General features: G+C 65.2%; 11 protein-coding genes. 6 read left to right on the forward strand and 5 right to left on the reverse strand.

Annotation, left to right across the window (positions count from 1 at the left end):
* Nucleotides 1-3: 3 nt before the first annotated feature.
* The 3 genes from HW932_RS03510 to ampD form a co-directional block, all read right to left on the reverse strand.
* Nucleotides 4-276: an energy transducer TonB gene (locus HW932_RS03510; RefSeq protein ID WP_176975106.1), complete on the reverse strand. Its 273-nt coding sequence runs from the start codon at nucleotides 274-276 to the stop codon at nucleotides 4-6.
* Nucleotides 277-893: 617 nt separating this feature from the next.
* On the reverse strand, nucleotides 894-1454 hold the full coding sequence (locus HW932_RS03515) for a pseudouridine synthase (RefSeq protein ID WP_176975107.1): 561 nt from the start codon (nucleotides 1452-1454) through the stop codon (nucleotides 894-896).
* Between the two features lie 74 nt (nucleotides 1455-1528).
* Nucleotides 1529-2140, reverse strand: coding sequence for a 1,6-anhydro-N-acetylmuramyl-L-alanine amidase AmpD (gene ampD / locus HW932_RS03520; protein ID WP_176975108.1), 612 nt, complete (start codon nucleotides 2138-2140; stop codon nucleotides 1529-1531).
* A 124-nt stretch (nucleotides 2141-2264) separates the two neighbouring features.
* Between ampD and nadC the strand changes: the two genes are divergently transcribed.
* The 3 genes from nadC to HW932_RS03535 all read left to right on the forward strand — a co-directional run bounded on the left by nadC (nucleotide 2265) and on the right by HW932_RS03535 (nucleotide 5587).
* A complete protein-coding gene (gene nadC, locus HW932_RS03525; protein WP_176975109.1) occupies nucleotides 2265-3128 on the forward strand; it encodes a carboxylating nicotinate-nucleotide diphosphorylase in 864 nt (287 codons plus the stop codon).
* Nucleotides 3129-3283: 155 nt separating this feature from the next.
* Complete coding sequence (locus tag HW932_RS03530) at nucleotides 3284-3856, forward strand: PDC sensor domain-containing protein (RefSeq protein WP_176975110.1); 573 nt, start codon at nucleotides 3284-3286, stop codon at nucleotides 3854-3856.
* Between the two features lie 66 nt (nucleotides 3857-3922).
* Entirely contained in the window at nucleotides 3923-5587 is a 1665-nt protein-coding gene (locus HW932_RS03535; RefSeq protein ID WP_176975111.1) for a methyl-accepting chemotaxis protein, read from the forward strand.
* Nucleotides 5588-5612: 25 nt separating this feature from the next.
* Here the strand turns inward: HW932_RS03535 and HW932_RS03540 are convergent, their stop codons facing one another.
* Nucleotides 5613-6545, reverse strand: coding sequence for a DnaJ C-terminal domain-containing protein (locus tag HW932_RS03540; protein ID WP_176975112.1), 933 nt, complete (start codon nucleotides 6543-6545; stop codon nucleotides 5613-5615).
* Nucleotides 6546-6644: 99 nt separating this feature from the next.
* Nucleotides 6645-8150 carry an AAA family ATPase gene (locus HW932_RS03545; protein WP_176975113.1) on the reverse strand — a complete coding sequence of 502 codons (1506 nt, stop codon included), beginning with the start codon at nucleotides 8148-8150 and terminating at the stop codon, nucleotides 6645-6647.
* A gap of 136 nt (nucleotides 8151-8286) precedes the next feature.
* On the opposite strand from HW932_RS03545, the gene HW932_RS03550 reads away from it, so the two are divergent.
* From HW932_RS03550 to HW932_RS03560, 3 genes are all read left to right on the forward strand, one after another.
* Nucleotides 8287-9837, forward strand: coding sequence for a 2-isopropylmalate synthase (locus HW932_RS03550; protein ID WP_176975114.1), 1551 nt, complete (start codon nucleotides 8287-8289; stop codon nucleotides 9835-9837).
* Entirely contained in the window at nucleotides 9830-10825 is a 996-nt protein-coding gene (locus HW932_RS03555) for a uracil-DNA glycosylase (RefSeq protein WP_246296639.1), read from the forward strand. Before HW932_RS03550 ends, HW932_RS03555 begins: the two co-directional genes overlap by 8 nt.
* Nucleotides 10826-11054: 229 nt before the next feature.
* The gene (locus tag HW932_RS03560; RefSeq protein ID WP_176975115.1) at nucleotides 11055-11423 is read left to right on the forward strand and encodes a sulfur globule family protein; all 369 of its coding nucleotides are present in this window, start codon (nucleotides 11055-11057) and stop codon (nucleotides 11421-11423) included.
* Nucleotides 11424-11453 lie beyond the last annotated feature (30 nt).

Below are 11453 nucleotides of genomic sequence, written 5' to 3' on the forward strand. Positions count from 1 at the left end.
GCCTCACTTGAGGTCGAAGCGGATCGGAATGCGCAGCGACCAGCGACTCCGGCCGATCGATTTGGGGATGGGGTCGAAGCGGCCGAGCCGTGCGAGCGCCTGGAGTGCCGCCTGATCGAGCGACGCGTGACCGGAGCTCTGAGCGAGCCGGATCTGGCTGAGTCGTCCATCGGACTCGATGACGAAGGCGAGTGTCGCCACGCCAGTCTGCCCATGACGCCGGGCGCCGGCCGGATAGTGCTGATGGCGGGCGATGGCGCGTTGCAGGGCCGTCAAATACGCGCGCTCAGCGGCGCGCTGGACGGCGGCGGACTCGCCTGGCTGTGTAGTCTGCGTGCGGCCCGGGCTGACGGGACTCGCGCTGTTCCTGGCGCTCGCCGCCTTCGCGCCCGATCCGGTAGTCGTCGAGTGTTTGGTCGACGGCGGGCGGGGGCGTTGGTTCCTCGGTTCGCTTGCCTGGGTGGATCGGGGCGCGCTGGCCGGGGGGGGAGCTGCCCGCTTGGGCGTCGGGTCGGACCTGACAGGGCGCGTGGGGCGTTGCGATGTCTTCGGCACGGGTTTGGTCGCTCGGGAGGCGAAGGCCACGGGATCGACCGGGGGGCGGGCGGGAGTCTGCACGGGCGCCGGCGGTACGGGCATGGCGTCATCGTTCGCAGACGCAGGCGGCACTGACGCCGTTTCTGTGGATGACGGTCGGTTGTCGTGTGGCGGCTCGTCGGCCCCAGGGCGCACGAGTTCGAACACCAACGGCGGCACATCGGGTTCGGTCGAATAGGATCGCTCCGTCCGCCAGAGAACAGCGGCCACGGCGACATGCAGTGCCGCTGAGAGCGGCAGGGCCAGCCATAACCAGGTTCGGCCAGCCGGCCGATCGGCCGCATGCGGCATGGCACTCACGAGCGCGCTCGCGAACGCGGCTGATTCAGCACACGGTATTCGCCGGGACGCAGACCGTCGAGCCGCCAGTCGCCGACGGCCACGCGCACTAGCCGCAGCGTCGGCAGATCCACGGCTGCGGTCATGCGCCGCACCTGACGATTGCGCCCCTCGTGGATGGCGATCTCGATCCAGGTGGTCGGAATGCTTTGACGAAAGCGGATCGGCGGATCGCGCGGCCAGAGATCCGGCTCGGGGATCGCCCGCACGCGCGCCGGGCGGGTCGGGCCGTCCTTCAGGATCACGCCCTGTCTCAGCCGTTCGAGCTGATCGTCCGTCGGTCGGCCTTCGACCTGTGTCCAATAGGTCTTCCAGGACTTGTGGCGCGGATGGCTGATGCGATGCTGGAGCGCGCCATCGTCGGTCAGGAGCAGCAGGCCCTCGCTGTCCTTGTCGAGCCGCCCGGCCGGATAGACGCCGCGCAGGGGAATGAAATCGCGCAGCGTCCCGCCTGAGCCGAGCGGATCACTGGTGAACTGGCTGAGCACGCCATAGGGTTTGTTGAAGAGCACGAGCATACAGGATTACTGGAACAGCGCGAGGCGTCAGGGTGCAAAGCGTCGATGATGGCGGTTGGAGAGACTGGATTCGATCAGCGGTGTTCCGTGCCCGATGGCGAGGCGCCGACGGCACGTCTGTAACGCAACCAATCGAAGGCCGGGCCAGGATCGGTCTTGCGGCCAGGAGCGATGTCCGCGTGTCCGACGATACGCGCATCCGTGATGGCCGGATAGTGCCGCTGGATTTGGTGGGTGCAGGCGACGAGGCGCGCATATTGCGCCTCGGTGAAGGGGGTCTCGTCGGTTCCCTCCAGCTCGATTCCGATCGAATAGTCATTGCAGCGCTCGCGGCCCTGGAAGCTGGAGACTCCGGCATGCCAGGCCCGGCGCTCACAGGCAACGTACTGGATCAGACGCCCGTCGCGCCGGATCAGCAGGTGGGCCGAGACGCGCACCGAGGCGATGGGCGCGAAATAGGGATGTGCGTTCGGATCGAGCCGGTTGAAAAAGAGCGCGTCGATCCAGTCGCCCCCGAATTCGCCCGGCGGCAGGCTGATATTGTGGATCACCAGCAGGTCGATCGTCGTCTCGGGCGGGCGGGCGTCCTGGTTCGGCGAGGGGCGCTGCTCGGCGCCGGCGAGCCAGCCATCGGCATCGATGCCCGAGCCGGACGACGAATCAGCGCTGTTGGAAATCGCGACCATGTCGAGGGCGTACCTGAGTTGTCTGGATGACTGAGTGTTTTTGTGACGGATTATTGCGCCGTGCGCACGTAAGCTGTCCTATCCTATTTCACTTCGCTCACTCCAGTCATCGTCGGTATCGCCCATGTCTCGCACCTCTGCCGTCCCTCAGCTTTCCATCCCCTTCGATCCAGCCCTGATCGAGTCCCAGGTGCGCGCCGCCCTGGACGAGGACGTGGGGCCGGGCGATCTGACCGCTTCACTCCTGCCGGCCGATCAGGAGGCGCGCGCCGAACTCGTCACACGCGAGTCGGCCGTGCTCTGTGGTACCGCCTGGTTCGAGACGGTCTTTCGCCTGCTCGATCCCGCCGTCCGGATTCACTGGGACGCGAGCGATGGCCAGGGCATCGAGCCGGGGCAGCGTCTGTGCGTGATCGAGGGACGGTCGCATGTTCTGCTGACCGCAGAACGCACGGCGATGAACTATCTCCAAACGCTCTCCGGCACGGCGACTCTGGCTCGACGCTATGCCGATGCCGTGGCGGGGCTGCCGGTGCGGGTGCTCGACACGCGCAAGACACTCCCAGGTCTGAGGCTGCAACAGAAGTATGCCGTGCGTTGCGGCGGTTGCCACAATCATCGGCTCGGTCTGTTCGACGCCATCCTGATCAAGGAGAACCACATCCTGGCCGCCGGCTCCATCCCGGCGGCACTGGAGGCGGCGCGGACCCTGCATCCGGGCGTCCCGGTCGAGATCGAGGTCGAGTCACTGGAGGAGCTGGAGATCGCGCTCGATTCCGGCGCACCCATCGTCCTGCTCGACAACTTCGCGCTCGACGACCTGAGACGCGCCGTAGCCGTGACGTCCGGTCGGGCACAGTTGGAAGCCTCGGGCGGGATCAGTCTGGAGACGATCCGTGCCATCGCCGAAACCGGCGTCGACCGGATCTCGGTCGGCGCCCTGACCAAGGACGTGCGCGCGGTCGATCTGTCGATGCGCTTTTCATGAACGGCCAGACACCGCTCACCGGGACTTGCACTGACCTTCGGGGTATCGACCGCTGATGTCCTGGCTGGCACAAGGACGTTTTACCGCCTAATCTAGCGGGCAGGATGGAAGCCGTTTTCCCGTTCCGCAACCGCCACCTGAAACGGAGACTCCCGATGATTCGCCATCGCCCTATTGCGCGCCTCCTGCTGCTTTCAGCTCTGACCCTGTCATTGTCGGCGACCGCCGAAGAGTTACCGGAGTCCGCCCAACGGATCGTGCCGCAACTCCAGGAGTGGGGGACCAACCCGATCCTCGTCGAGGCCGTGCGTGAACAAAATGCGCTTGGCCGATCACTGGAGGATGTCCAGCGCCTCGATGCGGACTGGATGGCCGCCAGCAGCGTGACCCCGTTCATGCAGACGCTCATGGACAACGCGCCCGCGCGTGAGCTCAAGCGGCTGGAGCAGACCAAGCCCTATTTCCTGGAGCTGTTCCTGATGGACGGTCAGGGCGCCAATGTCGCGATGACCAACAAGACCTCGGACTATTGGCAGGGCGACGAGGACAAGTTCGTCGAATCCTTCAAGCAGGGGCAGGGCGCGGTGCATCTGGGCGAGGTCGAGTTCGACAGCAGCGCGCAGGCGTATCTGGTTCAGATCTCGGTGCCGGTGATGGATGAGGGGCGGGCGATCGGAGCCTTGACCGTCGGGATCGATCTCGATCGTCTCGAACAGGAGGCGCCCTAGCCAAGCGGGTGCGGGTGCTCGCGGTCGGCCCGGCCGCTGGTGATGGTCGCTGGAGGAGTGCTATCCATGAAGTGGTTTCAGAATCTTGCTTTTCGTTACAAACTGATCCTGCCGCTGGGCGTCGTCGTTGTGCTGTTCTTCCTGTTCGCCGCGAGCACCCTGTACCGCATCGATTCCCTGGGAGAGGAAGTGGCCGACCTCGTTCGAACCGATATGCCGGTGATCAACGATCTCTTGCAGGCGGATCGGGATCTCTATCAGGCTCTGGTCGCGGAGCGGACGCTGATTTTCATGGACGTCGGCTCCGAGAACTATACGGCGATGGCCGCACAGCACGCCGAGAACGTCCAGCAAGCGTATGAGCGGATCACGCGCGCGGCGGCGACCATCGCGTCCTCTCGACTGGCCTCGCTCCCGGACATCACCGAAAAGCTGAAAGCGTTCGAGACGAACTATCAGACCTGGGAGTCCTTGAGCCGGCAGGTGGTCGAGTCGCGTTCGAGCGATACCCGGGCGGGGCGGTCGACGGCCATCGGCCTCACTCTGAACGAATCGCGCGCGGCCTTCGAGTCGATGCGGGATCTCCTGGACCAGATCGAGACGCTCGTCATCACGAGTTCGGAAGAGTCCGTGCAGCGGACCGAAACCGACGTGTCCTCTAATCAGCGCGATACGCTCGTCCTGCTGGCGGTCTGTCTGATCGTCATGGGCGCGATGGTCTTTGGATTGCCGCCGATGATCGTCCGGCCGATCCGGCGCATCCTGGATCGCGTGGAGGATATTGCCGAGGGCGAGGGCGATCTCAGGGCGCGTCTGGACGAGGACAGCCGCGATGAGACGGGCCAGTTGGCGCGAACCTTCAACCGCTTTCTCAACAGGCTGCATCAACTGATCGGGCAGTCCGTGTCATCGGCCGGGCAGCTCGCTCAGGCGGGCGAGCGTCTGAAAACGGTGGCCGGTGAAAGCGACCGTGCCATCATGGAACAACTGACCCAGATCCAGATGGTCGCCACGGCCGTGCATGAAATGGCGGCGACCGTGAACGAGATCGCGCGCAATAGCGCGCGCGCGGCCGACAGTACGCAAGCGGCCGAGGCCGGGGTGCGTTCAGGAACGCATGTGGTGGGTGAGGCCTCGGTGGCGATCGGCCACCTGGCAGAGGTCGTCACCCGGGCCTCCGAGGCCATCGTGGCCCTGGAATCCGAATCCAAGAGCATCGGCGCCGTACTCGAAGTCATCAAGGGCGTGGCCGAGCAGACCAATCTACTGGCGCTGAATGCCGCCATCGAGGCGGCCCGCGCGGGCGAGAGCGGGCGCGGCTTTGCCGTGGTCGCGGCCGAGGTGCGGAATCTCGCGTCCCGGACCCAGCAATCCGCCGGTGAGATCGAGTCGATGATCGCCGCGCTCCAGTCCAGTGCCCTCAATATGGTCGGCATCATGCAGAGCGGTCAGGGCATGGTGGAGACGACCCTGCAAAAGGCCGAACAGGCCAGCCGTTCGCTCGATGACATCACGCGCGCCGTGACGGCCGTCAACGATATGATAACGCAAATCGCCAGCGCTGCCGAGGAACAGAGCGTCGTCACCGAGGAGATCAACAAGAATACGCTCAAGATCCAGCAACTGGCCGAGCATGCCGCCTCGACCAGTGATCAGACCGCTACCGCGCGTGAGGATCTGATCGTGCTCACCCAGGATCTGCATGCCAGTCTGGCCTGCTTCAAAGTGTGAGTGCCGCAGCGAGACCGGGCAGGGATCAGACTCCGAGTTGGGCGCGCGGGTCGAACGGCAATTGTTCGGCCATGCGCCGGTAGAAGTCGCGCGCCGTCTCGGTCTCGGCCGGGGGGATGACGATCTCCAGTTGCACGATCTCGTCGCCCGGCGGCGTGCCCGGCAGACCACGTCCCTTGAGCCGCAGCTTGCGTCCCGACTGCGAGCCGGGCGGGATCTTGAGGTTGACCGAACCGCCCAGGGTCGGCACCTGAACCGTGGCGCCGAGCGCGGCTTCCCAGGGTGCGACCGGCAGGCGCAACTGGATATCGCGTCCATCGGGAGTGAACAGCCGGTGCGGCTTGAACTCGATCTCCAGATAGAGATCTCCGGCCGGTCCGCCGTGGCGTCCGGGCAGGCCCTGGCCGGCGAGCCGGATCTGACGCCCCTGGGTGACGCCGGCCGGGATGCGCACATTGAGCGTCCGGGAGCGCGCCGAACTCTGGACGCTGGAGCCGGTTGCAGGCAGGTCGACCTTGATCTGACGGGTCGCGCCCTGGTGTGAGTCCTCCAGGTCGATGGCGAGCTTGATGGTCTGATCCTGGCCGCGCTGACGACCGGCGCCACGTCCCTCGGAGCGGAAGGCGCGGCCGAAGATGCTGGAGAAGAAGTCGCTGTAGTCGCCCGTCGCGCCGCCGGTTTTGAAGTCGAAGTCGCCCCAGCCGCCGGCGCCGGGCGGCGGGCGGAAGTCGTCGCCCGCGCGCCAGCTGCTGCCGAGTGCGTCATAGGTGGCGCGTTTCTCCGGATCCTTCAGCACCTCATTGGCCTCGTTGATCTCCTTGAAGCGCGCCTCGGCGTTGTGTTCCTTGCTGACGTCGGGGTGATACTTGCGCGCCAGCTTGCGATAGGCGCGCTTGATCTCCTCTTGCGAAGCGGTGCGCGATACGCCGAGGGTCTTGTAGTAATCCTTGTATTGCATCGAGGGGTCTCAACGGGAAGGGCCGTGCTGGATCGGGTTCGAAGGTCAATGATAATAGGGGCGGCTATCGATCAGGCAACGGTTTGTCGGTCTGCTCGATCAAGCCCGCGACGGATCGATCGCGCCATGCGCCGGCACCGTTCGCCCCTGCGCCCAGGTGCGCAGCCGCTCGATCTGAGCGTCCATGACCACCGACAACGGCTGGGTGTTGGCCAGTTCGTTCAGGAGTGTTTCGGTCGTGATGGCCGTCGGGGCTTCGCTTGTGCTGTCGGCGAAACGCGCGGAGACCACGACCTGTTCGATACCGGCGCCGGTGAAGCCCTCGCTGGCCTCGGCCAGGGCATCGAGATCGAAGTCGCTTGGATTCAGTCCGCGCTGGCGCAGATGGATGGCGAAGATGTCGCGCCGGATCTCGGCCGTGGGCAGGTCGACGAAGAAGATCTCGTCCAGGCGTCCCTTGCGGATCAGTTCGGGCGGCAGGCGCTGGATGTCGTTGGCGGTGGCCGCCAGGAAGACGCGCGAACGTCGCTCGGCCATCCAGGTCAGGAGTGTACCTAATACCCGTCGTCCGACCCCTTCGTCCTCCGAGCCGGTGGCCACGCCCTTTTCGATCTCGTCGAGCCAGAGCACGCAGGGCGCCATCAGATCCGCCGTCTCCAGCGCTTTGCGCAGATTGCGCTCGGTCTCGCCGATGTATTTGTTGTAGAGCGCGCCGAAGTCCAGCCGCAGCAGCGGCACACCGAAATAACCGGCCACCGCCTTGGCCGCCAGACTCTTGCCGCCGCCCTGCACGCCGAGCAGCAGCAGGCCGCGCGGATGGTCGCGCTGGCGCTCAGGATCGAGAAAGGCCGCGCGCCGGCGCTCGATCCAGCGCTTGAGGTTGGACAGACCGGCGATGTCGGCGAAGGAACGGGTGTCGTACTCGAAACTGATGATGCCCTCCGGACTCAGTAACTCGTACTTGGCGCGGCGCACAGCGGCCACGTCGTCCTGGGTGATGGCGCCATCGCGGCGGATGGCGTTGCGGATGAGCCGGCGGGCGTCGGACTCGGTGATGCCGAGCAGGTTGTTCGCCAACTGATTCACGGACTCGCGCGTGGCCCGCACCGCGCCCTGGTTTGTGACCTGCTGCCAGGATTTGGCCTCCTCGCGGATCAGCGCCATGAGCCGGTTGCGGTCGGGGAGACGCAGGGTAAAGCGCGCGCTCAGATGACGCAGTTCAGGCGGCGCTTCCAGTGCATGACTGAGCAGCACCAGGGTGCGCGGCAGTCCGCCATAGCCCTGGGCGATCTCCTTCAGCAGCCGGACATGCAGCGGCGTGTCCAGATAGGGGTGGAAATCGAGCAGCAGATAGAGTCCGCGCTGCGGCGTGACCCGAATGTGGCGCAAGACCTCGGTCGGCTCGGCCAGCATCCGCTGCGGCTCGCTGTCGTACTCGATGCGGCGCAGACCATCCGTGACCGTCCAGCGAAAGCCCGGCTCAGAGATTCGCAGTGCCAGGCGCGAGAAGAGCTCGACCACGCGCGGTTCCTCGATCGACTCGATCAGGATGATGGGCGTGTCCGAGCGTAGCAGCAGTTCGAGATCATGCAGATCGGGCGTCATGATGGTTGGCCACAGGCGTCGAATGCGGCAGGATTAGCAGCAAACCGGGCCGGACTCAAGCGCCGGCTCTTGCCGATCGCCTAGAATAGCCCCCAGATTCACGCCAACGCCGATCACGGATCACAGAGACCCCATCATGAGCGCCAAAGACCATCTGATCATCTTCGATACCACGCTGCGCGACGGCGAGCAGAGTCCCGGCGCCTCGATGACGCGCGACGAGAAGGTGCGCATCGCCAAGGCGCTCGAAAAGCTGCGGGTCGATGTCATCGAGGCCGGCTTTCCGATCGCCAGTCCGGGCGACTTCGAGGCGGTCAAGGCCGTGGCCGAGGCGGTCAAGGATAGCCGGGTCTGTGGTCTGGCGCGCGCGCTGGATGCCGACATCGATCGTGCGGGCGAGGCGCTCAAGAACGCCAATGCCGGTCGCATCCATACCTTCATCGCCACTTCGCCAATTCATATGGAGAAGAAGCTGCGCATGAGTCCGGATCAGGTGCTGGAGCAGGCCGTCTATGCCGTCAAGCGCGCGCGCAATCTGACCGATGACGTCGAGTTCTCGCCCGAGGACGCCGGACGCTCCGAGATCGATTTCCTGTGCCGGATTCTCGAAGCGGTGATCGACGCCGGCGCCCGAACCCTGAACATCCCGGATACGGTCGGCTACAACATCCCCGATCAGTTCGGCTCGCTCATCGCCACCCTGCGCGCGCGGATTCCGAACGCGGACAAGGCGATCTTCTCGGTCCACTGTCACAACGATCTGGGGCTGGCCGTGGCCAACTCGCTCGCCGCCGTGCGCAACGGGGCGCGTCAGGTCGAATGCACCATCAACGGACTCGGTGAACGTGCGGGCAACGCGGCGCTGGAAGAGATCGTGATGACGGTGCGCACCCGTCAGGATCTGTTCGACTGCGACACCCGGCTCGATACGACTCAGATCATGAACTGCTCGCGGCTGGTCTCGGGCATCACCGGCTTCGCGGTCCAGCCGAACAAGGCGGTCGTCGGGGCCAATGCCTTCGCGCACGAGTCGGGCATCCATCAGGACGGGGTGCTCAAGCATCGCGAGACCTATGAAATCATGCGCGCCCAGGACGTCGGCTGGAGCGAGAACCGCATGGTGCTCGGCAAGCACTCGGGCCGCAATGCCTTCCGTGCGCGCTTGCAGGAACTGGGCGTGGTGCTGGGTTCTGAGGAAGAGCTGAACGCCGCCTTCGCCCGCTTCAAGGATCTCGCCGACAAGAAGCACGAGATCTTCGACGAGGACTTGCAGGCCCTGGTGACGGACGCCACGCTGGAGACGGCCAACGAGCGCGTCAAGCTGGTCTCGATGCGCGTCTGCTCCGAGACTGGCGAGACCCCGAGCGCGGCCCTGGTGCTGGCGCTCGACGGCGAGGAACGCTCGGGCACGGCCACCGGCGGCGGTCCGGTCGATGCGACCTTCAAGGCGATCGAGAGCCTGGTCCAGACCGACTCCACGCTCAAGCTCTACTCGGTCAACGCCATCACCAGCGGCACCGATGCCCAGGGCGAGGTGACGGTGCGGCTGGAGAAGGGCGGTCGCATCGTCAACGGCCAGGGTGCGGACACCGACATCCTGGTCGCCTCGGCCAAGGCGTATATCAACGCCTGCAACAAGATCCTGCATCCGGCCGAGCGCGCCCATCCGCAGGCGGCCGATGTCTGAGGGGCGCGCGATGGTCGAGCGTCCGCCGCTGGACGAGGATCGGCGTCTGGCCTATCTGGAGGCCATGGGGGTGAGCGTCTGGGAATTGCGCGCGCCGCTGGTCGCGATGCCCGAGGCGGTCGCGGCCATGCCGGCTCCGGTCGAGCGCGATACGCCGGTCGAGTCCATCGAGCCGGAGCCGTCCTCGATGTCCGCTCCCGCGCTCGACGAGAGGGCGTCGTCGCAACCCGTCGCGACTGTCGAATCCACGCCTGTTGCCGAGCATCGTGCGGCTGAAGCCGTACCGACGAAAGAGGTTCCCCGGACTGTACCGGATTTGGAACCTCTACCGTTTCCCGATTGGGACGAGGCGGCGGATTACTCGCCCGCGCTGTTGGATGAATGGGACGCCATGGGCCATCCGCCCGCCACCGAGGCCGAAGCGGTGAATCCGATCGAGCGCATGGACTGGGACGCGCTGGATGCCGCTGTGCGCGGCTGCCGTGCCTGCCGACTCTGGGAGACGCGCACCAAGACCGTCTTCGGCGTCGGTGATCGGCGCGCGGATCTGATGATCATCGGCGAGGCGCCGGGCGCCGACGAGGACAGCCAGGGAGAACCCTTCGTCGGGCGGGCGGGGCAGTTGCTGAACCGGATGCTGGCGGCCATCGGCTTCAGCCGCGAACAGGTCTACATCGCCAACGTGCTCAAGTGCCGTCCGCCCGGCAATCGCGATCCCAAGCCGGACGAGGCGCTCGCCTGCCAAGCCTATCTGCACCGTCAGGTGGCCCTGATCGAACCCAGGGTCATCCTCTCGGTGGGGCGGATCTCGGCGCAGCAACTGCTGAAGACGGATACGCCGGTCGGTCGATTGCGTGGACAGTGGTTCGACTATGGTCCGGCGCGTATCCCGCTGCGCGTGACCTATCATCCCGCCTATCTGCTGCGCTCACCCGAGCAGAAAGCCAAGGCCTGGGAGGATCTGACCGAAGTCCGGCGGCGGCTGTGAACCGACGAATGGCGGCTGCAAGGTCTTGAATCACGCGGCCACTTTTCGAACAATGCCACACGAAACGAATGGCTGGACATTTCGATCAGTCTTGCCTATGATTTTTATCAATTCGATCGGTAAATAAGATTTCTTATTTAATTATTTTCTAATATACACTCTTCCCCGTGGTCGATGCAGTGCTGGCCACGCTTGCTGCCAACGACAAAACGATCTGGAGAACTTTCTAATGAAAAAGCTTGCTACCGCTGCTGCCGTCGCCGCCCTTCTTGGTGCTTCCGCTTCCGCTTCCGCTTGGTGGGGTCCGGGCTGGGGCGGTCCTGGCTACGGCAATGGCTTCGGCGACTGGATGGACGACTTCTTCGGTGACGGCTACGGCGACTTCAACATGAGCATGAGCGGCGGCGGTCGCGGCTATGGTCGTGGTTATGGTCGCGGCTATGGTTACGGCAACCCCTACTACGGTTACGGCTATCCCTACTACGGTGGTTATGGCTACCCCTATGGCGGCTACGGCGCTCCTTACGCCTTCCCCTATGGCGCTCCTTACGGCGCACCTGTCGCTCCCGCCGCTCCGGCTCAGTCCGAAGCCAAGTAAGCGCGACACCTAAGTCGGGGAAAGAAGCCA

This window comes from Allochromatium humboldtianum (assembly GCF_013385175.1).
In the GTDB taxonomy this organism is placed as follows: Bacteria; Pseudomonadota; Gammaproteobacteria; order Chromatiales; family Chromatiaceae; genus Thermochromatium; species Thermochromatium humboldtianum.

Coding starts and splice junctions, on each gene's coding strand:
- HW932_RS03515 (WP_176975107.1), bottom strand. CDS start 1,454: ATGCTCGTGCTCTTCAACAAACCCTATGGCGTGCTCAGCCAGTTCACC.
- ampD (WP_176975108.1), bottom strand. CDS start 2,140: ATGGTCGCGATTTCCAACAGCGCTGATTCGTCGTCCGGCTCGGGCATC.
- nadC (WP_176975109.1), top strand. CDS start 2,265: ATGTCTCGCACCTCTGCCGTCCCTCAGCTTTCCATCCCCTTCGATCCA.
- HW932_RS03530 (WP_176975110.1), top strand. CDS start 3,284: ATGATTCGCCATCGCCCTATTGCGCGCCTCCTGCTGCTTTCAGCTCTG.
- HW932_RS03535 (WP_176975111.1), top strand. CDS start 3,923: ATGAAGTGGTTTCAGAATCTTGCTTTTCGTTACAAACTGATCCTGCCG.
- HW932_RS03540 (WP_176975112.1), bottom strand. CDS start 6,545: ATGCAATACAAGGATTACTACAAGACCCTCGGCGTATCGCGCACCGCT.
- HW932_RS03545 (WP_176975113.1), bottom strand. CDS start 8,150: ATGACGCCCGATCTGCATGATCTCGAACTGCTGCTACGCTCGGACACG.
- HW932_RS03550 (WP_176975114.1), top strand. CDS start 8,287: ATGAGCGCCAAAGACCATCTGATCATCTTCGATACCACGCTGCGCGAC.
- HW932_RS03555 (WP_246296639.1), top strand. CDS start 9,830: ATGTCTGAGGGGCGCGCGATGGTCGAGCGTCCGCCGCTGGACGAGGAT.
- HW932_RS03560 (WP_176975115.1), top strand. CDS start 11,055: ATGAAAAAGCTTGCTACCGCTGCTGCCGTCGCCGCCCTTCTTGGTGCT.